At 70.2% G+C, this 21,594-nt stretch carries 19 protein-coding genes; 11 read left to right on the top strand and 8 right to left on the bottom strand.

The genetic code is table 11. The annotated features are described in order from the left end of the window. Positions 1 to 229 precede the first annotated feature (229 nt). Both ACSJD1_RS03510 and ACSJD1_RS03505 read left to right on the top strand, forming a co-directional pair. A complete protein-coding gene (locus ACSJD1_RS03510; RefSeq protein WP_438853925.1) occupies positions 230 to 2,212 on the top strand; it encodes a tyrosinase family protein in 1,983 nt (660 codons plus the stop codon). A gap of 3 nt (positions 2,213 to 2,215) precedes the next feature. Further along, positions 2,216 to 3,139 carry a copper chaperone gene (locus tag ACSJD1_RS03505; RefSeq protein WP_438853924.1) on the top strand — a complete coding sequence of 308 codons (924 nt, stop codon included), beginning with the start codon at positions 2,216 to 2,218 and terminating at the stop codon, positions 3,137 to 3,139. A gap of 114 nt (positions 3,140 to 3,253) precedes the next feature. Here ACSJD1_RS03505 and ACSJD1_RS03500 read toward each other — a convergent pair whose 3' ends face one another. Beyond that, on the bottom strand, positions 3,254 to 4,081 hold the full coding sequence (locus tag ACSJD1_RS03500; protein WP_438853923.1) for an SDR family oxidoreductase: 828 nt from the start codon (positions 4,079 to 4,081) through the stop codon (positions 3,254 to 3,256). Between the two features lie 8 nt (positions 4,082 to 4,089). Then, positions 4,090 to 4,677, bottom strand: a complete 588-nt coding sequence (locus ACSJD1_RS03495; RefSeq protein ID WP_438853922.1) for a hypothetical protein — start codon at positions 4,675 to 4,677, stop codon at positions 4,090 to 4,092. 86 nt (positions 4,678 to 4,763) lie between these two features. Between ACSJD1_RS03495 and ACSJD1_RS03490 the strand changes: the two genes are divergently transcribed. The 9 genes from ACSJD1_RS03490 (at position 4,764) to ACSJD1_RS03450 (ending at position 13,585) form a co-directional block, all read left to right on the top strand. Beyond that, positions 4,764 to 5,783 carry a sigma-70 family RNA polymerase sigma factor gene (locus ACSJD1_RS03490; protein WP_438853921.1) on the top strand — a complete coding sequence of 340 codons (1,020 nt, stop codon included), beginning with the start codon at positions 4,764 to 4,766 and terminating at the stop codon, positions 5,781 to 5,783. Positions 5,784 to 5,814: 31 nt separating this feature from the next. Continuing rightward, complete coding sequence (locus tag ACSJD1_RS03485) at positions 5,815 to 6,513, top strand: O-methyltransferase (protein WP_438853920.1); 699 nt, start codon at positions 5,815 to 5,817, stop codon at positions 6,511 to 6,513. Between the two features lie 90 nt (positions 6,514 to 6,603). After that, positions 6,604 to 6,873 (top strand): DUF1876 domain-containing protein, encoded by a 270-nt coding sequence (locus ACSJD1_RS03480; RefSeq protein ID WP_438853919.1) that lies wholly within the window; start codon positions 6,604 to 6,606, stop codon positions 6,871 to 6,873. Between the two features lie 63 nt (positions 6,874 to 6,936). Further along, positions 6,937 to 7,347 (top strand): PNPOx family protein, encoded by a 411-nt coding sequence (locus ACSJD1_RS03475; protein WP_438853918.1) that lies wholly within the window; start codon positions 6,937 to 6,939, stop codon positions 7,345 to 7,347. 220 nt (positions 7,348 to 7,567) lie between these two features. Then, complete coding sequence (gene ppsA, locus ACSJD1_RS03470) at positions 7,568 to 9,967, top strand: phosphoenolpyruvate synthase (RefSeq protein WP_438853917.1); 2,400 nt, start codon at positions 7,568 to 7,570, stop codon at positions 9,965 to 9,967. Positions 9,968 to 10,116: 149 nt separating this feature from the next. Continuing rightward, positions 10,117 to 11,994, top strand: a complete 1,878-nt coding sequence (locus tag ACSJD1_RS03465) for a choice-of-anchor Q domain-containing protein (protein ID WP_438853916.1) — start codon at positions 10,117 to 10,119, stop codon at positions 11,992 to 11,994. A gap of 205 nt (positions 11,995 to 12,199) precedes the next feature. Continuing rightward, complete coding sequence (locus tag ACSJD1_RS03460; RefSeq protein ID WP_438854117.1) at positions 12,200 to 12,592, top strand: DoxX family protein; 393 nt, start codon at positions 12,200 to 12,202, stop codon at positions 12,590 to 12,592. Between the two features lie 160 nt (positions 12,593 to 12,752). Beyond that, positions 12,753 to 13,253, top strand: coding sequence for a nucleotidyltransferase domain-containing protein (locus tag ACSJD1_RS03455; protein WP_438853915.1), 501 nt, complete (start codon positions 12,753 to 12,755; stop codon positions 13,251 to 13,253). Continuing rightward, positions 13,250 to 13,585 carry a HepT-like ribonuclease domain-containing protein gene (locus tag ACSJD1_RS03450; RefSeq protein ID WP_438853914.1) on the top strand — a complete coding sequence of 112 codons (336 nt, stop codon included), beginning with the start codon at positions 13,250 to 13,252 and terminating at the stop codon, positions 13,583 to 13,585. Before ACSJD1_RS03455 ends, ACSJD1_RS03450 begins: the two co-directional genes overlap by 4 nt. A gap of 66 nt (positions 13,586 to 13,651) precedes the next feature. Here the strand turns inward: ACSJD1_RS03450 and ACSJD1_RS03445 are convergent, their stop codons facing one another. The 6 genes from ACSJD1_RS03445 to ACSJD1_RS03420 form a co-directional block, all read right to left on the bottom strand. Beyond that, the gene (locus ACSJD1_RS03445) at positions 13,652 to 15,295 is read right to left on the bottom strand and encodes a S8 family peptidase (RefSeq protein ID WP_438853913.1); all 1,644 of its coding nucleotides are present in this window, start codon (positions 15,293 to 15,295) and stop codon (positions 13,652 to 13,654) included. Positions 15,296 to 15,488: 193 nt separating this feature from the next. Next, positions 15,489 to 15,938: a hypothetical protein gene (locus ACSJD1_RS03440; protein ID WP_438853912.1), complete on the bottom strand. Its 450-nt coding sequence runs from the start codon at positions 15,936 to 15,938 to the stop codon at positions 15,489 to 15,491. A gap of 75 nt (positions 15,939 to 16,013) precedes the next feature. Continuing rightward, positions 16,014 to 16,658 carry a DUF6998 domain-containing protein gene (locus ACSJD1_RS03435; RefSeq protein ID WP_438853911.1) on the bottom strand — a complete coding sequence of 215 codons (645 nt, stop codon included), beginning with the start codon at positions 16,656 to 16,658 and terminating at the stop codon, positions 16,014 to 16,016. Then, positions 16,655 to 17,695 carry a restriction endonuclease gene (locus ACSJD1_RS03430; RefSeq protein WP_438853910.1) on the bottom strand — a complete coding sequence of 347 codons (1,041 nt, stop codon included), beginning with the start codon at positions 17,693 to 17,695 and terminating at the stop codon, positions 16,655 to 16,657. The genes ACSJD1_RS03435 and ACSJD1_RS03430 overlap by 4 nt, the downstream gene beginning before the upstream one ends. A 106-nt stretch (positions 17,696 to 17,801) precedes the next feature. Further along, positions 17,802 to 18,317 (bottom strand): hypothetical protein, encoded by a 516-nt coding sequence (locus tag ACSJD1_RS03425; RefSeq protein WP_438853909.1) that lies wholly within the window; start codon positions 18,315 to 18,317, stop codon positions 17,802 to 17,804. Between the two features lie 39 nt (positions 18,318 to 18,356). Next, the gene (locus ACSJD1_RS03420; RefSeq protein WP_438853908.1) at positions 18,357 to 21,542 is read right to left on the bottom strand and encodes a type I restriction endonuclease subunit R; all 3,186 of its coding nucleotides are present in this window, start codon (positions 21,540 to 21,542) and stop codon (positions 18,357 to 18,359) included. Positions 21,543 to 21,594 lie beyond the last annotated feature (52 nt).

Genomic DNA, 21,594 nt, shown 5'->3' with positions numbered 1-21,594 from the left:
GGGCGCCGGTGCATGAGGGTCCGAGCCACGGGTCGCCGGAGCCGGTTGCGACCCTGATTCTCATGCGCTTGCGACACGGCACCCCGGACCGAGGCACAGCGGTCCACGGCCTCCGGGCCACCCCGGACCCCGCCCGCCCGCGGTCGGAGTAGCCTGCACGCGATCGGAGCGCGCCCGCGGCGCGCCTGGCGCCGCGCGCCGCCTCCGCATGAGGGAACGGGGGCCCATCATGCTGTCATCACAGTTGTTCACCGGCGACGACCTGCTCGAGCGCATCGCGAGCGGCGCGCCCGACCGCATCTCCCAGACGCAGAACCGCTTCGATCCGGCGGTCGGCAAGGTGCAGCAGGCGCTGCTCCTGTGGCGGCCCGACGTGCTGCCGCTGCACGGCGCCGACGGCGAGTACGGCGGCGAGACGGAGGCCGCGGTCGTGCGCTTCAAGGTCGAGGAGCTCGGGGTCGCGAACCCGTTCCCCGACGTGGGGCCGCTCACCGTACAGCGCCTCGACGAGATCGCGTTCGCGGCTGAGCAGCCGGCGCCCGTGGCGGTGCGGGTGCGGCACGACATCTGGGCGCTGCAGCCGACGGCGGATGCCCCGTGGCATCCGTTCGTCGATGCCTACGAGCGCGCGGTGGCCGCCCTGCGCGACCCGGCGCAGGCGCCGCCGGCGCGCTGGGATTACCAGGCGGCCCTGCACGGTACGCCGTTCGCGACCGGCGACCCGCTGCTCGCCAACTGCCAGCACGGCACGTGGTACTTCCTGCCGTGGCACCGCATCTACCTCGCGCACTTCGAGCGGATCCTGTTCGACGTGATCGCGGGCCTGCCCGAGGTCGACGACGACACGAAGGCGACGTGGGCGCTGCCGTACTGGAACTACCACCGGCCCGCGACGGCGTTCCTGCCGCATCCGTTCCGCACGCCGCTGCGCCCCGACGGCACGCCGAACGCCCTGTTCGATCCGGCGCGCACGCTCGTCGACACGCTGATCGACCCGGCATCGCTCGACACGTCCGGATGGCTCGACCGCATCCTGCCCTTCAGCGGCGCATTCAACACGGCGACGAACACGACGTTCGGCGGCGAGCGCACGCTCGCCACGCACGATGCGCGGGGCGGCACGGGCCAGCTCGAGCGCTCCCCGCACAATGCGGTGCACAACGCCATCGGCGGCAACATGCTGAACCCGGATGTCGCGGGCCGCGACCCGGTCTTCTGGCTGCACCACGCCAACATCGACCGCCTCTGGGAGGTGTGGCGCGTGACCCAGGGCGTCGGCCGCGACGAGACCCGGGCCGCGTACCTCGACGAGCCGTTCCCGTTCCTCGAACTCGACGGCACCGTCGAGCCGTGGCATCCGTCCGACGTGGTGGACACCGCGCCGCTCGGATACGCCTACGACGACCTGTCGAAGCCCGCGCCCGTGTTCGTGCTCGGCGTGCTGCAGCCCGAGTGGGTGGATGCGCTCATGGGCGTCTTCGCGCCGGTGCCGGTGCCCGTGGGGCCGGGCGGGGCGCCGGTGCCGCCGGGGCCGCCGGCACCCGGCGCAGGCGGGTTCGGGGTCGCCGAGGGCGATGGCGGGGCGGATGCCGCGGCGCGGCGTCGCGCGCCCGACGCGGGTGGGCCCGGGGCGGGCGGGCCGGCCGGACCTCCCGCCGAGCCTCCCGCCGAGCCTCCCAGCGAGCCGCGGCCCGAGCCGGAGCCTCGGCGGGTCGAGCGGATCGGCGCACTCGACCGCACGGTGCGCCTGCGCGGCGGTGAGTCGCCCACGCTCGAGTTCGCTCTCGACGCTCCTCCGCCGCCGACGCTGCGTGAGCCGGCCGACCGCGGCCCGTTCGGCGTCGCGGACGACGAGGAGGCGGGCGTGGCCGAGCCGCCGACGCGGTACTTCATCCGCGTCGAGCACGTGTCGGTGACGCAGAACTCCGACCGGATCTACTCGCTCTACCTCGACCCCGACGGCGACGACCCCGAGGCGGCGCGGTTCGTCGCGACGCTGCCGACGTTCGGTGCCGAGCGGGCCGACGAGCCGGACTCGGAACACGGCCTGTCGTTCACGTTCGAGATCACCGAGATCGTCGAGGACCTCATCGCGGCCGGCACCTGGAACCCGTCGGTCGCGCGGGTGACGCTCCGCCTCGGCGGCGAGGCCACCGACCGGTCGCCCGACCCCGAGCTCTCGATCGGCAGCATCGACGTCTTCGCGGGATGACCGATGTTCCGTCCTGACGCGGCGCGGACCGGCGCCCCGACGCATGTCGCCGGTGCGCCCGATGGCCGGCCCGCCGGGGAGGCGGGTCGCCGTGGGTCGCCGCCGGTGCGCCGACTCGGGCTCGGCCTGCGCGCCCTTCGGCGCGAGGAGCTCGCCGTGCTCGTCGTGGCCGCGGCATCCTGGATCGCATGGCTCGTGTTCGCGCTCGCGAGCGGTGCGGGCGCCTCGTGGGGTGCGCCGTCGCGTCACGGGCATGCTCTGCCCGGCCTCGGGACCGGGCCCCCCGACGCCGAGACGCCGGTCTCCGCGGGTGCGGGCCCCGCCCCGTCACCGCTCGGCGCCGTCGACGCGGCGGGCCTCGCAGCGATCGCCCCCGCCCTCGCGATGTGGACCATCATGGTCGCGGCGATGATGGTGCCCACCGTGCTGCCGCTCGTGCGATACGTCGCCGACGTGAGTCGCCCCGCCCGACGAGCGTCGATGGTCGCGACCTTCGTCGGCGCCTACCTGGCGGCGTGGACGGCCCTTGGCGCTGCGGTCGTGGCGGCCGAGCTCGCGGCGACGACCGTGCTCGGGCCCGCGCCGCGGCCGGCCCTCGTCGCCGTGATCGTCGGGGCCGCGCTCTGGGAACTCGCCCCGGCCAAGCGCCACGCACTCGCGCGCTGCTGCCGAACGGCGCCGATCCGGCTCCGCGGCTCCGCGGCCTACGGCTCGGCCGTCGCCCTCGGCCTCCGGAACGCGAGCGTGTGCATGATCGCGTGCGGCCCAGCCATGGCGGTGCTGGCGCTGGCTGGACATCCGCTCGTCGCCACGGTCGTCGTCGCCGCGCTCCTCACGGGCGAGAAGCTCTGGCGCCGCGGAACGCAGCTCCGGGTGTGGGCGAGCGCGGCCGGCCTGCTCCTCGCGGCGGCGGCCGTCTTCGACTGAGTCCACGCCGCACCAAGAACCCGACCGCGCCGGGTTCGCAGGATGAGCCGGGTCATGCCCCTCGTCAGGGACCCGTGACGCGGCTCATCCTGCGTATTCGAGTCGGCCCGGCCGTCAGTTCCTCGGGCGCGGCCCGCCCGCGCGAGAATCCGAGGCGGATGCCGCGGCGTCCGCTCGCACCCCGACCGACGTGTGGTCGGCCGACGCCAGCCAGTCGTCGAACGCGATCGTCGCGCGCTCGGCGTCCGCCTCGCCGCGGAGCACGCCCGATGCCGATGCCCGCCCGTACGCCCCCGGCAGCGGCACCTCGACGATCGGCCGCCTCACTCCGTCGTGCGCGAACATGCGCCGCACCATCTCGACGAGTCGCTCCTCGCGCAGGCCCGTCAGATCGCGCGCACGACCGACGGCCGCACCCTCGGCGAGCTCGACGAGCCGGGCGCCGACCTCCCGCGCCGCGACCGGCCGGTACCGTCCGACCGGGATCGGCGTGAGCAGTGTTCCGAGCGAGAGCCGCGCCGTGACCTGCTCGGCGAACTCGTGGAACTGCGTCGCGCGCAGGATCGTGTGCGGCACCGGCCCGGCCTCGACGAGGCGCTCCTGCGCGTGCTTGCCCGCGAAGTACGACGCGTCGACGCCGTCGATGCCGACGATCGACAGCGCGACGTGGTGGGCGACGCCGGCGTCGCGCTCGGCGGCGAGGAGGTGCCCGGTGACCGCGGTGAAGAACGCGCGCGACCGCTTCGCGGCCGTGGTCTGCACGCTGGTGACGTCGATCACGGCGTCGACGCCGGCGAGTGCGGCGGCGAGCGTCGATCCGCCGGGTCCGGTGCCGCGCTCGAGGTCGTGACCCGCGCTGCGGGTCAGCGTCAGGACGTCGTGCCCGCGGGACTCGGCCGCGGCGACGGCGTGGCGTCCGACGACGCCCGTCGCTCCGGCCATGGCGATCCTCATCGGTTCACCTCCGTCGTCGCGGTGGCGGTTCGTGTCTGGGCTGGCGCGGATGCCGCGGGGCCCGCGCTGCGGGCGGGCGACGCGTCGACGTGCGACGCGTCTTCGTGCGGCGCGCGGGCGGGCGACGCGTCGACGCGCGACGCGCGCCCGGCGGCATCCGCCGCGCCCGCGCCATCCGCTCGGCCCCGGTCGCGCCCGGGGATCAGCAGCACGACGCCCAGCGCGAGCGCGATCGAGAGCGACGTGATCGCGGCGATGTCATCGGCGGCACCCTGATGCCCGAGGTGCGTGACGTGGTAGCCGAGGTGCAGCGCGCCGAACACGGTCCAGGCGAGTCCGAGCGTGCGGAACACCCCCGCGCTCCGCCAGACGAGTCCGGCGACGCTCGCGACGCCCAGCCCGAGGTAGAAGGCGCCGACGTCTCGGATCAGGTGCTCGTTGAAGGCGCCGTCGGTGGAGATCCACGTGCCGAGGACACCGGGGAAGGAGTCGTAGAACGAGCGGGGGGCGACGAACGCCCACACGCCGACGAGGAACGCGATGGCGGCCGATGCGGCGAGCGCGGCCGAATGGATTCTGCTCATGCAAGCTCTGACGAAACGGCGGCCCGAAGTGTGACGGAACTCACGATTCGTGCCGCTGTGTCGTCATGCTGGGTGGAAGGGATGGGATGACGATGACGGATGACCCGGGGCGCGACGACCGCGACGACAGCGACGACAGCACCGACCTCGCCGACGTGATCGATGAGCGACGCCGGCTGCTCGCCCTCGCCTACCGCATGCTCGGCACGACCGGCGAGGCCGAGGACGCCGTGCAGGAGACCTACGTGCGCTGGTATCGGATGTCGGATGCCGAGCGCGACGCGATCGCGAACCCCGCGGGCTGGCTGACCCGCGTCGCGGGGCGCGTGTGCCTCGACCTGCTGGGAACCGCGCGCGCCCGGCGCGAGCGCTACGTCGGCCCGTGGCTGCCCGAGCCGCTGCCGGCCGGGTACTTCGCCGCGGGCACCGGCGCGGCCGCGGCATCCGTCGGCGCCGTCTCGGCCGGGGTCACCGGCGGTCCGGTGACCGCGCAGGCGGATGCCACGGCCGACCCGCTCGACCGCGTGACCCTCGACGAGGCGGTGAGCAGCGCGCTGCTCGTCGTGCTCGAGGCGATGACGCCGCCCGAGCGGGTGTCGTTCGTGCTGCACGACGTGTTCGCGGTGCCGTTCCCGGAGATCGCCGAGATCGTCGGGCGATCGCCCGCCGCCGTGCGCCAGCTCGCGACCTCGGCGAGGCGCCGCGTGGCCGCCGAGCGCTCCCGGCACGTCTCGCGTGCGGAGCACGATGCGGTGGTCGCCGCCTTCGCCGCCGCCACGCAGGCCGGTGACCTCGCCGCCCTCACCCGCGTGCTCGATCCCAACGTGACGCTCCGCTCCGATGGCGGGGGCGTCGTCTCGGCGGCCCGCAAGCCGGTGTTCGGTGCCGAGAACGTGGCGCGGTTCCTGCTCGGCCTGCTCGCCAAGAACCCGACCGACCGGGTCGAGCCGACGGCCACGACGGATGGCACGGGCTTCGCGGTGCTCCGCGACGGCGTGGTGATCGGCGTCGTCAACCTCAACGTCGTCGCCGGCCGAGTCGCCGACCTGTGGATCGTGATGAACCCGGAGAAGCTCGGGGCGTGGCGCGACCCGTCCACCCGTTGACGCCCCGTCGCACCGCGACGAGGCTGACCCCATGGCCGAGCCCACCCTTGCGAACTGGCGCCGCGTCGACGACTACCTCGCGGCGACCCTGCTCGATGACGACCCCGCCCTGACCGCCGCCCGCCGCGACTCGCTCGCCGCCGGCCTTCCCTCGATCGAGGTCACCCCGCTCGCGGGCCGGTTCCTCGAGATGCTCGCCCGCATGACGGGAGCCCGACGGGTGCTCGAGATCGGCACCCTGGGCGGCTATTCGACGATCCACCTGGCCCGAGGCATCCGCCCTGACGGTCTCGTCGTGACGCTGGAGCTCGAGCAACGGCACGCCGACGTCGCGCGGGGCAACCTCGAGCGAGCGGATGTCGATGACCGCGTCGAGATCATCGTCGGCCGTGCCGCCGACACGCTGCCCCGGCTCGCCGAGTTCCTCGCCGACCGCGGCCGAGCCGACGCTGGCACCCCTTTCGACATGGTCTTCATCGACGCCGACAAGGAGTCGAACGCGCTCTACCTCGACTGGGCGATCCGGCTCGGACGGCCCGGCACGCTCATCGTCGTCGACAACATCGGCCGCGCCGGCGAGGTCGCCGACGCGGCCAGCGTCGACCCGATGGTGGTCGGCACGCGGCGGGGCCTCGAGCTCCTGGGCAGCGACCCGCGGGTGGAGGCGACGGCGCTCCAGACCGTCGGCGCGAAGGGGTGGGACGGCCTGGCGATCGGGCTCGTGCGCTAGTTGGGTGGACACCTTGCACGGACTCGGCGCCGCCCGCGCCGGCCCGGCCTACGCTGGCCGTGGAACCGACCGGGAGGGGTGGTGAGTTCCATGACTGCGACGAAGCAGTGGAGCGTCACCGTCGACATCGACGAGCAAGAAGACCGCACCTGGGCGCACGTCAGCCTGCGCACTCCGGCAGGGATGGACGTGACCGGCGACGGCCACGCGCAGCGCAATCCGCTCGATCCGAGCGTGCCCGAGATCGGCGACGAGCTCGCCGTGTCGCGCGCGCTGCGCAACCTCGCCGAGCGCATGCTGCACACCGCGGAGAAGGACATCCGCGGCGCGACGGGGCAGCCGGCGCACCTGCATCGGTAGGGCCCGTCGCGCGCGGTCCACCGGGACCTCGACGTCGACGCGCGAGCGTCGTACGTTCGGGGCATGGCGATGGGACGCTTCAAGCGCGGATGGCTCACCTTCATCAAGCACACGCTGAACCACGTCACCCTCGGCATGGCGCGCCGGGGCATCCCGCCGTTCTCGATCGTGCGCACCGTCGGCCGCAAGAGCGGTCGCACGTTCGAGACTCCGCTCATCCTTGCGCGCGTCCCTGGTGGGTTCGTCTCGGAGCTCACCTACGGCGACGAGGTGAACTGGTATCGCAAGCTCATCGCCGCGGACGGCGGCACGATCGTCTGGAAGCGTCGCGAGATCCCCGTCGGGGCTCCCGAGCCCATGGCGACGGATGCCGGCCTGCGGGCGTTCGGCCCGCCGGCCGAGTGGATGCTCAGGCTCCTGGGCCGGCACGAGTTCCGGATGCTGCGCGAGGCCGCGCCGCCTGAGCGGAGTTGAGCGCACCGGGCGCATCAACGCCCAGCGGCGCGTCATACGCACGAAACATTCACGCGTTCTTGCATGGACCTTCGCGTCAAGGTCGCCAAACTCGCACGATTCGAGTAAATCTCGCGATTCTTTCGCCTCGATTTGGCGCAGCGACCTTCGAGCCGTGAGGCAACCTCGATTCACCGGCATCCACCCGCCGATCCCATCGCTTCACGAAAGGGAGTCCACCGTGACCACCAACATCCTCTGGCTCTCCGACCTCGGCCTCGACGACATCGGGAAGGTGGGCGGCAAGAACGCCTCGCTCGGTGAACTCATCCACAACCTCGGCGCCGCTGGCGTGAACGTGCCCGAGGGGTTCGCGACCACGGCCGACGCGTTCCGCACCTTCCTCGCCCAGACCGGGCTCGAGGACCGGATCGCCGCGACCCTCCTCGGGCTCGACAGCTCCGACACGCTGGCCCTGGCCCGCGCCGGCCGTGCCATCCGCGAGGACATCATCGCGACGCCGCTGCAGGACGAGCTCGAGGCCGAGATCCGCGAAGCCTACGCGCGCCTCACCGAGGGCGAGGATCCGGCCGACCCGGTCTCCTGGGCGGTGCGCTCGAGCGCCACCGCGGAGGACCTCCCCGATGCGTCCTTCGCCGGCCAGCAGGAGACGTTCCTCAACATCCGCGGCATCGACCAGATCCTCCAGGCCGTGCACGAGGTCTTCGCGTCGCTCTACAACGACCGCGCGATCTCCTACCGCGTGCACCACGGCTTCGCGCACCTCGACGTCGCGCTGTCGGTGGGCATCCAGCGGATGGTGCGCAGCGACCTCGCCTCGTCGGGCGTGATGTTCACGATCGACACCGAGTCGGGCTTCTCGAACGCGGTGCTCATCACGTCGGCGTACGGCCTCGGCGAGGGCGTCGTGCAGGGCGCGGTCAATCCCGACGAGTTCGTCGTGTACAAGCCGGCGCTGAACGCGGGCCGCCCCGCCATCCTGAAGCGGACCGCGGGTGAGAAGGCCACGAAGATGATCTACACGAAGTCGAAGCACGTGGGTCGCACGGTCGAGTTCGTGCCGGTGACGCCGGTCGAGGCGCGACGCTTCAGCCTGAACGACGCCGAGATCGAGGAGCTCGCCCGCTACGCGGTGAGCATCGAGAAGCACTACGGCCGCCCCATGGACATCGAGTGGGCGAAGGACGGCGTCGACGGCCGCCTGTACATCGTGCAGGCCCGCCCCGAGACGGTCGTCGCCCGCCGGACGGGCCGCACCGAGCGGTTCGTCCTCGGCGAGCGCGGCACGGTCGTCACCGAGGGCCGGGCGATCGGGCACAAGATCGGCGCCGGCCCGGCGCGCGTGCTCACCTCCATCGACGACATGCACGAGTTCAACCCCGGCGATGTGCTCGTGGCCGACATGACCGACCCCGACTGGGAGCCGGTGATGAAGATGGCGTCGGCGATCATCACGAACCGCGGCGGCCGCACCTGCCACGCGGCGATCATCGCCCGCGAGCTCGGCGTGCCCGCCGTCGTCGGCACGGGTGACGGCACCTCCACCCTCGTCGAGGGACAGCAGGTCACCGTCTCGTGCGGCGAGGGCGAGACCGGGTACGTCTACGACGGCACCCTCGACTACTCGATCGAGTACACCGACCTCGGCGACCTCCCCGAGATCCCGACCTCGGTGATGATGAACGTCGGAACTCCCGAGCAGGCGTTCAACTTCGCGCAGACCCCGAACGACGGCATCGGACTGGCCCGCCTCGAGTTCATCATCAACCGGCAGATCGGCATCCACCCGAAGGCGCTGCTCGACGTCGACGACCAGGCGCCCGAGGTGGCGAAGGAGATCCGCAAGCGCATCGCGCCCTACGCCGGCGCGCGCGACTTCTTCGTCAAGCGCGTCGCCGAGGGCGTCTCGACGCTGGCGGCCGCGTTCGCGCCCGGCCCGGTGATCGTGCGGATGTCGGACTTCAAGTCGAACGAGTACGCGAACCTGGTCGGCGGCGACCGGTACGAGCCCGATGAGGAGAACCCGATGCTCGGCTTCCGGGGGGCGTCGCGCTACGTGTCGCCGGGGTTCCGGGAGTGCTTCGACCTCGAGTGCCAGGCGCTGAAGTTCGTGCGCGACGAGATGGGCCTGACGAACGTCAAGATCATGATCCCGTTCGTCCGGACGATCGCCGAGGCCGAGGCCGTCATCGCGGCGCTCGCCGAGAACGGACTGGTCCGCGGGCAGAACGGCCTGCAGGTCGTGATGATGTGCGAGGTGCCGAGCAACGCCGTGCTCGCGCACGAGTTCCTCAACCACTTCGACGGCTTCTCGATCGGTTCGAACGACCTCACGCAGCTCACGCTCGGCGTCGACCGCGACTCGGCCGAGATGGCCCGCGTCTTCGACGAGCGCGACCCCGCCGTGCTGAAGATGCTGAGCATGGCGATCGAGGCGTGCGTCTCGCGCGGCAAGTACGTCGGCATCTGCGGCCAGGGCCCGAGCGACCACCCCGACTTCGCCGAATGGCTCATGTCGCAGGGCATCTCGTCGATCTCGCTGAACCCCGACACGGTCGTCGAGACGTGGCAGCGGTTGGGGCGGATGGAGGCCGCGAAGCGGGAGGCGGCGCTGGTCTAGGGCAGCTTAGAGAAGGGCAGCGGATGTCGCGGGGCCGCGCAGGCCCCGCGATAGCTGACCCGCGAACGGGGACTGATCTCCGATTCCGGGCCGGAGTATCGTGCACCAACCGCGCGGTGCGACGATGCCCGCGTCCGGGAGGGAGCATCATGCGTGCCATCGGAACCGCCCGGACACGGGACTCGCAGGGATCAGCACGGGTCCCGCGCTCGCGGAGGGCGGTCTCGGCCCTCGCGGTCATCGCCCTCGCCGGGGGCCTCGTCGCCCTCACTGCGGCACCGGCCGAGGCCGCGAGCCTGGTCGTGACGTCCGATTCTCCGTTCGCGATCGCCGGAGACAGCCAGTGCACACTGCCTGAGGCGGTGGCCAATGCCGACGCCGACGCGGACACGTCGGGCGGCGACTGCGTCGCCGGAAGCGGCGCGGACGTCATCACCTTCGCACCGGCGGTGACGTCGATCGTGCTGGATGCACCGCTGCCGACGGTGACGGATGGCGCGGGCCTGACGATCCTCGGATCCGCCCGGGTTCCGACGATCTCAGGCGGGAATCTCAACCGTCCGTTCACCGTGATCGCCTCTGGCACCCTGACCCTGCAGGACGTCGCCGTCGTCAACGGATCCGACGGCGGATCCGGCGGCGATGGCGGTGGCGCGATCCTGAACGACGGCACCGTCCGGGTGATCGACGCGCGGCTGGCGGACCACCTCGGAGAGCGGGGCGGCGCCATCCTGAATCGCGCGACGGGAACTCTCGTCGTCGAGGACTCGACCCTCGACGGGAACTCGGCCACCTACGACGGCGGCGCGATCATGAACTCCGGCACGATGACCCTGACGGGCTCGACGTTCGCATCGAACGATGCCGGCGTGAGCGGCGGCGCGGTCTCCACGGACGGAGTCGTCACCGTGACGGATTCGACGTTCGAGCAGAACTCGTCGAACGGCGCGGGCGGCGCGATGTTGGTCGGGGGCTTCGTCGGCTCGATCTCCGGGTCGACGTTCGTCGACAACGTGTCGGGGCTGAACGGAGGCGCGATCTACAACGACAATCCGCGGCTCCGCGTCGACCGCTCGACGTTCGCCGCGAACGTCGCCGACCTCCGCGGCGGGGGGATCTACGTGAAGGCCGAACTCGTGGTCGACCGGTCGACGTTCCACGGCAACAGCGCCGCCGCCGGCGGCGGAATCGGCTCGTTCAACACGGGGGGCCGTGCGACCATCCGCAACTCGTCGTTCGCCGAGAACAGCGCCACGACCGTGGGCGCGAGCCTCAACGAGGGGTACGAGACGTGGGTCGTCAGCGGCTCGGTGTTCGCCGCCGAGGCCGGCAAGTCGAACTGCGACCTCCCGGTGGACGATGCCGGCGGGAACATCGACTCCGGCTCGTCCTGCGGCTTCTCCGCCCCGGCGGGCGCGGCCTGGGGGAGCAACGTCGACGCCCTCCTGGGACCGTTGGCCGACAACGGCGGGACGACCCCGACCATGCTCCCCGGCGCCGGCTCCCCGGCGCTCGATGCGATCGCACCTGGCGAGCTGTCCTGCCCGTCGGCTACCCCGGCGCCGAGCGACCTGCTGACCGACCAGCGCGGCGTCATCCGCCCCCAGGGCGCGGCCTGCGACATCGGCGCGGTCGAGGTGGAGGCCGATCCGGTCGCGTACACCGTGTCGCCGTTCGGGTCGCCGGTGACCAACCTGCCCGGCTCGACGAAGCTGAAGGCGGGCGATCGCCTGCCGCTGAAGTTCGCGGTGACGGATGCCTCCGGCACCCCGGTCACGAACCTCGCCGGCGGCGACGTGGCGATCTCGGTCGAGCTCGCGACGTGCAGCGGCGGCGCCCTCGTGGTCGACCTCGAGTTCCCGGCGGGCGCGGCGCTCCAGCTTCGGCCCGATGGCACCTACCAGGTCGACCTGAAGACGCAGAAGTCGTGGTCGGGCCTCTGCGGCACGGTCGCGGTGACGACGCCGTTCGGCGGCGAGCGCGCGGCGAACGTCGAGTTCACGGGCGGCGGTCGCGGCAAGGGGTGATGCGAGGCGAGCGGATGCCGCGTGGCGGGGTGATGCGGTGAAGTCTGGATGTCGCTTGGCGGGCTGAGGGCCTGATCCCCGCCGAATCCGGCTCGGACGAGCGGTGCTGAACGCGGGTCGCGCCTGCCAGACTGGCCCGATGCCTACCCGCACCCGACGCTCCGCACGAACGCAACGCCCCCGCCGACCTGGCCCGCTCAGCGTCATCCGCTCGGTCGCACGCTGGCTGCTCGCGGGCATGCTCGTCTTCGCGGGGCTGTCGCACCTGTTCTGGGCGCGGAAGGGGTTCCGCATCGCGGTGCCCGACTGGGTGGCGACCGATCCGGCTGACAAGGATGCCGTCGTGATCGCGTCGGGCGCGGCCGAGATCCTGCTCGGCGCGGCCGCGGTCGCGCTCCCCCGCGAGCGCCGGCGCGTGGGCCTCGCGATCGCGGCGTTCTTCGTGGCGGTGTTCCCCGGCAACGTCCACCACTGGCGCACCGGACGTTCGGTGCCGCTCATGCGAACCGACCGCGCGCGGTTCCTGCGGTTGTTCCTGCAGCCGGTGCTCGTGGCGTGGGCGTTGTGGAGCACGGCGCCGGATGGCGCGGCGCGCTGACGCCTGCCGTCCGATCGAGATGCCGGAAATGGTCGGGTCGCCGGCTTCGAACCAACCGTTCGCGGCATCTCGGCGGCCGGCCGTACCGACGAGCGGATGATCGCGCATCATCGGCGGCTTTCTGTACAGATTTCTGTACATCTTTGATACGATCGACCCCATGCAGCACGCCGCGTTCGACGACCTCTCCGGCACCCCGGTCGTGCCGGTCGCTGAGGCGCGCGCCGGCCTCTCGGGCCTCCTCCGCCAGTTCCGCGCGCACGGAGCGGCGGCGAATCCGATCGTCATCGGATCGCACCGCAAGCCCGAGGCGGTGCTGATGCCGTATGCCGCCGTCGGCGAGGCGTCGCCCGCCGCCGAACGCACGGCGGAGCCGGTGATCGACCTGCTTCACCGCCGCCGGCAGCTCATCGAGCGCCTCGCTCGCGCGAATCGCATCGGCTCGGTGCAGGTGTTCGGCTCGGTCGCGCGCGGGCACGAGACTCCCGAGAGCGACATCGACATCCTCGTCGACCCCGATCCCGACGCGTCGCTCTTCGACCTCGCCCAGTTCGAGATCGATCTGGAGTTGCTGCTCGAGCGGCCGGTCGACGTCGTGTCGCGCCGTTCGCTCGACCCGGACCGCGACCGCGACGCGCTCGCCGAGGCCGTCGACCTGTGAGGCCGGCCGACCGCATCGAGCGCTGGCTCGATGACCTCGCCGCGACGCTGCAGACCGCCTCGGCTCTCGTCGCCCGCGGTCGCGCCGAGTTCGATCGCGATCCAGCTATCCCGTTGGCGTTCGAAGCGCTCTCGAACCGTGTCGGCGATCTCGCGAAGCGCCTCGTCGCCGCCGATCCGTCGCGCTTCACCGATCCGCTCTGGTCGCAGGCCGCGCGCAACCGCGATTTCGTCGTGCACCACTACGACCGCGTCGACGCCGACGCGCTCTGGGTCACCGTCTCGCGCAGCTTCTCCGAGCTCGCGAGTCTCGTCGAGCTGGTACGCGACTGACCGACACACGCTGCGCCGCCGACGCGCTCGATGGATGCCGATGACGGCGCCCCCGCGCCATCCGCTTCACCTGCCGAGGTTCTTGAACGCCTTCTCCGCGATCCGGTCCAGCTGCTTCGACGTCAGCCGCCCGTCGAGCCCGCGCGCCTCCTTCGCGATCGCCGCGACCAGCTCGCGCCGCCCGCGCACCGCCTGCGAGCGCCAGTCGGGATCGACCGGCACCGGCCCCTTTCCCGGCACCCAGATCACGCCCGGCGCGTCGTCGATGATGCCGAACAGGATGTACACCCAGTACACGAACCGGTCGTCGATGCCCGTGAAGCGGTCGTTCCACTCGATCCGCTCGAAGATCGCCTTCAGATCGGGCATGACCCCGATGCGGTCGGTGGCCGGGTCGCCGCTGGGCGTGTTGAGCGACGACGACAGCCACGACCGCACGCTCCCCGGCGAGAACGGATGCCCCTTCCGCGCCTTCCGCCAGCTCTGCAGCAGCACCGCGGCGCCCGTGACGATCGGGCTCGCGCCCGACGTTCCGCCGAACCCGCCGGTGTACGCCGTGGTCGAGGTGCCGGTCCATCCGTCGCCCGTGGTGTCGACGTTCTGGCCCCACGCGTAGCAGTCGACGCGGCTGCCGTGGTTCGAGAAGTCGAGCCGCGAGTGCGGCGCGGCGGATGACGCGGCGCCGACCATGATCGCCCCGGAGTCGCGGTAGTCGGCGTCGCCGACCTTCAGCAGGTGGCGGCCGGAGGCATCCGTCCAGTCGTCGAGGTCGTTGCCGCCGTTGCCGGCCGCCTCGACGACCACGATGCCGGAGTCGACCGCATCGCGGATGGCGTCGAACACCGCCTGCTCGACCTCGACCGGAAGGTACGACGTCGACGACCCGGCCGCGGTGGTCTGCGCCTCGAGCAGCAGCACGTCGCCCGGCGACATCGCGTCGGCCGCCGAGATGATGGCCGCCGCGGTGCTGTAGCTCGTCGACGTGCGGTACTGCGACACGACCCGAGCGGATGCCCCGGGCGCGACGCCCACGCCGCCCTTCGTGTTGTCGACCGAGACGACCTCGCCGAGCACCGCCGTGCCGTGCCCGTGGTACGCCTGGCTCACGCCCGAGATGATCGTGATGCCGGCCGCCGCGAGGTCCTCGTGGTTCAGCGTCCACCCCTGCTCGAGGTCGACGAACCCGATGCCCGTGCCATCCGTGGCACCCCACGCCCACCGCGCGTCGATGCCGTCGGGCGCGGCATCCAGGTACCCCTGGTTCCCGCTGCGCGGGTCGTCGCCCGCATTCACCGGAGGCGGCGTCGGCCCGCCCTCGATGTAGGCGGTCTCGACGTCGTCGCGCGCATCGAGCTCCTTGGCGAGCTCTGCAGCGGATGCCTCGTCCCGCACCGTGATCGCCGCATACCCGTCGAACCGGGCCCGCCGCCCCCGCCCGAGCCGCTCCCGCTCATCGCGCCCGACCATCGGCTCGAGGTACGCCTCCCCGGCCACCCGCCGCTGGTACTCCGCGAGCACATCCCCGAGGTACCCGACCGCATCGACCAGCTCGCGCCCGACGTCGTCCTCCTGCTCCCCCGCCCGCCGCTCACCCGGACGCTCCTTCAGCGCCCGCTCGCGCCGCGCCGCATCGGTGACCTTCACGACCACCCGCCGCTGCACGTCTTGTGCGTCGACCGGGTCGAGCTCCTTGCCGTCGATCATGCCCATGATCCGCTCCCCTCCGTTCGGGATGGCGGTCGTGCGCGCGCGTGCGCTGGGCGCCGCGCGCGGGCGGCCGGCCGGTTTCGATGATTACGTCGTGATCATGCGCCTTGGTGGGGGCGGATGTATCGGGGTGGACCCGGACTTCGCTGCAAACGCCGATCGGCAACTCTCGCACCCGGACTGACGGCAGCAAGGACTACCCGTGCATCAATGCCCATCGACGCACGAAGGCAAGGGTATGACGAGCTCGCCGAATGTACTCCTCGGTCAGGTAATCCAGCTCTTCGTCGAAATCCAGTTCGTCCTCCTCACACACCTCGCGAAGATCCTCGATCGCGTCGCGGAACTCCTCCAAGAGCCCCTCCTCAACCTCGGCTTCCGAAGCACCACGCCATTCCCAGATCTCTACACCGATCTGCTCATCGCGGATTCGGTGGCAAAGCACGCAGAGCGGGTCGTAGTCGGCGACGTCGGACGAGTAGCGCGCACTACCTGCACGCCCGCGAACAGGACCGACCAGTTCCGCGGTTGAGGCATTTCGATACGCCCAGTGACGCGCCGGGTCGCCGCAATTCAGGCACGGGTAGCTCGAGGCAGGGCCACGCGCGCGCCTGATACTCCGATGTGCCTGCTCATAGGAGAGCACGGTGCTCCCCGTACTCCCGTCGTTGACCGCACTGCAGGTCAGCGGGCGCTGCTCTCGGTGCAGTCTCGACCCGGCTCACTTGGCAGCATCGAATCGACTCGTCACGTCGTCGCCAAGCTCTCGCGCCTGCCGAATGCGGAGGAGGTGGCCGTTTACATGCGAAGACCACCGTGCGTTCGCTTCGATCAGCTCGGGTCCGAGTTCCGCTGCCCACAGCAGCTCATACGTTGCCTGGTCGAACACGAGAAGCAACGCGATGTCGAAGTCAAAGGTGCGGAACACCGAGAACACGGCGCTGGGACTCGTTCCTGCTGAGACCGTCCTTGCCTTGACCTGTACCGTTCTTCCGGTGGCGTCGATCCGGTCGTACGACTTGGCCGAGTTCGCGGCCAGTTCCCCGCCATAGACCGACTGCACGAGGTATTCGGCGTAGTCGCCGAGCGGAGCATTCCCTGTTCGGCAGACGCCACGGACGCGAAGTTCAGCGAGGATCTCCGCGTACTGGCTGAGGAGATCGGTGACCTCCACTTCCGCAAGCGGTCTCTTCGCTGCTTCGGTGCGAAACTCATCTCGCACAGCCGACACCTGTTGGTCGGTGGGCTGCCATCGCGTCGTCCAGCTGTCAAGCGTTCCCCAGCCTGATCGGAGGAACGCACGAATCCGCTTCTGGGTGACCCCGAGCTCGCGAGCCAGCTCTGCGGGGGTTACGACGTCACTCATCCTGCCTCCTCGTCGAGTACCCAGGCCTGCTTGAGCGGCACAAGACGACGGGTCTCCTCGGGAAGCTGGTCGTAGACGGCGAAGAACTGGTCGAGGAACTCGTCGGCATCCCAGACTCGAATCTTGAACCGATCGGTCCGCATCTCACGTCGGGCGTCCTTGGTGATTCCACCCCACGCCACCAGCAACCCTTGATCTGAGGCGTGCGATGAGATGGCGCCATGCAGTCCACGGACCACGGGAGCCGAGACCTGCCCACCCTCGGACTTCACCTCGACGATGAGCGTCGGACTGTCGAGGCCAAGGGCCCCGGATCCGGCGAGGATGTCAACACCCTGATCGGGACCGGGCGGCGATACCTCGCACACGAAGCCTCGTGCCCTCAACACCTCAGCCACCAGCTCCGTGAATCTATGGCCCTTGAAGTTCTCGGAGACGAACGAGCGCACGCGATCGCGTATCGTCTCAAGGGTCGGCGCGACGATTGGGTCGGTGAGATCGACATTTTCGTCTCGAGGTGACGGCTGTGGCGCCGGCGCCGGGCGGATCCCCGCCGAACCAGGGTCCACACCGGTTTCCAATACCACCTTGAACCGCTCGGCCGCGTTGTTCCGACTCGCCCGGAAGATGGTCATGATCGCGCCGAGGGTGTACAGCAGGTCGTCCTTGATCGCTGAACGCGGGACGTCGTCTCTCTTCCAGTCGACCGAGATCGTGTGTTTCAGGGGCGCATCCGCACGGTACTGGTAGCCCTTCGTGCAGACACCGATTGCGATTGCCTTCGTCGACTTGAGGGGAAGGATTACGAGATCCCCCGGCTCGATGTTGCGCAGCGCCCAGAGCTGGCCGGCGTGATTGGCAACGAGGCCTGAACTGGCATTCGGCATCGTCGCTTCTAGTAGGGCGCGCACGTCCTCGCGCCCAGAAGCCGCAGCGAGATCGCCGACCTCGTCCCACCCGCCGCCCGCGATGCCGTTCTCGAGGCACCACTGCTCGCGTTCGCCGTTCCGACCCGCGCGAATCACCCAGACCGTCATCCCACTCCATCCGTTCGCGCAACCGAGTTCCGCCGTCCAGCACTATTCGATTGCTAGGTCATTGAACAGCCTGCATCACCTCGCAGCCCTGGTCGAGGCCTTCGCCTCAGGCGTTGGTACTGCGACGCAGCTTGGAATCGCGCTTCAGGTATGCATCCATCTCGTCCCATGCATCCTTGTCTTCGACTCCCCATTTCTGGACGTAGACGTGATGGAACTCCACAATGTTCTCCGCGATCTCGATCAGGTTCCATGAGAGCGCTCGCTCGGTCTCCCTCTGCCGCGAGTTTCGCTTCGCGCCTTCAGGCGGATCGAGCGATTCCCAGTGAAATCCATGGGCACGAAACACGTTCCGCGCTCTCTGCACGGACCAGATCAGCCGAAAATATGCGTCGATCGCCTCCAGCTTGGCCGGCCTCCCCCTGAACGACTTATTCAGGAGCAGGGTACCGATCACATTCCGAGCGAGCGCCGTCTCGCCAGTTGTCAATGAGACGTGCAGATCCACCAAGGCCTGCCGTCGCTCGCGGTTGCGAAGCTGCGCGGCGAGGACGATTGCCGTCGCCGCTGTAGTGGCCGCCGCGAGCGCGCCAGCCCAAGTCCCAATGTCCCCCAATATCACGGGTGCTCCCGCCCTTTCGGCAACGTGCCAAACTCGGATCTAGTTCCGCCGCTCCTCCGAGTACCGCGGCGCCATCGATTCCATCTGCTCCATGACGAGCTTGATCGCCTCAGGCTGCTTGTCCGGCGGATATCCCTTCAGGACGAGCAGCCGCTTGATCGATGACCGCAGCTTCGCCTTCACGTCGGCACGCACCGTCCAGTCCGTCCGCACGTCGCGGCGCATGATCGCGACCAGCTCGCGGGCGATCTCTGCGAGCACTCCCTCGCCCTGGATCTCAACCGCCGACTCGTTCTGCGCAACGGCGTCGTAGAACGCGAGCTCGTCGTCGTTCAGCGGCGGCGAGAAGTGCTGGCCACGGTTCCCCTCGGCTGCGACCTCCCGTGCAAGCTCAACGAGCTCGGCGATCACTTCGGCCGAGGTCAGCTGCTGATTGGTGTACTTGTTCATCAGCTCGGCGATCCGCGCCGAGAACGCCCGCTCGCGCACGAGGTTCCCGCGCGAGACGGCCGTGGACTCCTCCATGAGGAGGTCGCGCAGCGCCTCGATCGCGAGCTGCGGGTGGCTCGCGTTCTGGGCGCGGCGGGCGAACTCGGGCGTGAGTTCCGAGAGCGAGGGCCGCGGCATCCCCGCCGCCTCGTAGATGTCGACGACATCGCCGGCATCCGTCGCCTGGGCGATGAGGCTGCCGAGCAGCCGCTGGATGTCCTCGGGGATCGGCTGGCCGGAGGCCTTGCGTTCGGCGGCGTCATACTTCGCCATCCAGACGCGGACCTCTTCGTAGAAGCCGATCTCGTCGCGGTACTCCAGCATGGTCTTCTGCCCGGATGCGAGCGCCCAGGCTCGGGAAAGCTGTCCGGAGAATCGTCGGAACTGCGCGGCGAGGGTCTCGCCCTCGAGCTTCGGATCGTTGAGCGGGTTCCGCAGGTCGCGCAGGTAGTCGACCGTACTGCTCACCGCGTTGAGGTATGCCTTCGGCCCACCCGCAGCGAGCTTGGCCCGCCAGTCGTGGCCTGCGACGAGGCCACGCAAACGCTCGACCAACTTCACCGCCCACGTGACGGCCTCATCGATGTCACGCCCGACCGGCTTCGTCTTCTGGTCGGTGACCGTGTACTCGGCGAGCGCGGCGCTGAGGTTCTCGGCGATGGGCGCGTACCCGACGAGCAGGCCGTCCCCCTTGCCGCGGAAGGTGCGGTTCACGCGCGCAAGCGTCTGCATGAGCAGCGCACCCTTCAGCGGCCGGTCGAGGTAGAGCGTATGCAGCGGCGGCGCGTCGAATCCGGTGAGCATCATGTCCTTGACGATCACGAGTTCGAGCTCGTCGTCGATGTCACGCAGGCGTTCCTTGATCGCGGCGTTTTCGCTGTCGCGTCGAACGTGCGCTGCAATAGCCGCGTTCTTCTCGGCGATCGTTCCGGAGTAGACGACCTTGATGCGCCCGCTGTTGAGGTCGTCGGAGTGCCAGTCGGGCCGCAGCTTCACTATCTCGCCGTAGAGCCGCGCACAGATTTCGCGCGTGCCGCCGACAATCAGCGCCTTGCCCGGCCCGGCGATGAACGGCCGCATGCGCTCGCGACGTTCCTCCCAATGCGTGACGAGGTCAGCAGCGAGCACCTCGAGCCGCTCCGGCGCACCATAGACGGCGTTCACGACAGCGACGGATGCCTCGAGTCGCGCGCGTTCCACGTCCGAAAGTCCGACGGTCGCCTCGTCGGCGGCGATGTCGATCTCCTCCTCGCTGAGCTCCTCGGCCCGCCGCACCTTGATGAGGCGCGGCTCGAAATAGATCGGAACAGTGGCCTTGTCCGCTACCGCCCTACTCAGGTCATACACATCGATGTCCGGCCCGAATACCTCGCGCGTGTCGCGCTCCGCAAACGAGATCGGCGTGCCGGTGAACGCGATAAGCGTCGCGTTCGGCAGGGCGTCTCGCAGGTGGCGGGCGTAGCCGTCAAGGTCGTCGTAATGGCTTCGATGAGCCTCATCGACGATCACGATGATGTTGCGCCGGTTGGAGAGTAACGGGTGCTCGACACCGGCATCCTTCTCGACCTTGCTGCGTCCGAACTTCTGCAGCGTCGTGAAGTAGATGCCGCCCGTAGTGCGGTTCGACAGCTCGTCGCGCAGTTCGCGGCGCAGGCGGATCTGCTTCGGCTTCTCGGGCAGCAGCAGGCTCCGGTCGAAGCCCGCGAAGAGCTGCCCGTCGAGCTCGTTGCGGTCGGTGATCACCACGACGGTGGGGTTCTTCAACGCCGGCTCGCGCATCACAAGCGCGGTGTAGAGCTCCATCTCCATCGACTTGCCGGAGCCCTGCGTGTGCCAGACGACACCGGCCTTGCCGTTGGATGCCACGGCCTGCCTGGTCGCACCGACCGCCTTCGAGACGGCGAAGTACTGGTGCGGCTTCGCGATCCGCTTGACCAGCCCACCGTCGCCTTCGTCGAACGCGGTGTAGTCGCGCATGAGCTGCAGGAAGCGCTCTTGGTTGTAGAGGCCGTTCAGGGCGTCCTCGAGCGCGGGAATCGTCTCACCGTCGACCTGCCGGTTCGCCCCAACCGGGTTACCATCGTCGTCCACGTTCCACGGCGAGAAGTGGTTGAGCGGCGTGAACGGCGTGCCGTACAGCGCCTCGAGCCCGTCGCTCGCGAGCACGAAGACGCAGAAGCGGAACGCCATCGGGAACTCGCGCAGGTAGGTCGCGAGCTGCGCGTGCGCCGACGTGGCATCCGCTCGGTCGGTGCCGGCCTTCTTCAGCTCGATGATGCTCACGGGCATGCCGTTGAGGTAGAGCACGAGGTCGAAGCGCCGGGTGCGGTCGCCTTGACGGATGGTGACCTGGTTGACGGCGAGCCAGTCGTTCTCGTCGGGGTCGTGGCTGACGAGCCGGATGGTCGGGTTGTGCTCGGTGCCGTCGGCGTCCAGGTAGCTCAGACGGTAACCGCCGACGAGGATGTCGTGGATGCGGTGGTTCTCCGCGATCGGGTCCTGCGACTTCGGCGCGATGATCTCGGCGAGCGCCTGCTGGAGGTACGTCGCAGGAACGGCGGGGTTGAGCCGCTGCATCGCGGCGAGCAGGCGCGGCCGGATCAGCAGCTCGCCCCACGACTCGCGCTCGTCGGTGCCGGGCGCGATGGCCTCCCCGGCGGCGGGCCGCCAGAGCAGCGGCTCGGCGAGCGTGTCGAGTGCGAGCTGCTCCCACTCGGCTTCTGAGATTCCGGTCACGTGTTCGTTCCCCCAATCGGCGATGTGACGCCAGCGTATGAGCGGATGTCGC

It is taken from the genome of Agromyces excoecariae (assembly GCF_051715505.1).
GTDB lineage: Bacteria > Actinomycetota > Actinomycetes > Actinomycetales > Microbacteriaceae > Agromyces.
This window is presented reverse-complemented; position numbering and strand designations above follow the sequence as displayed.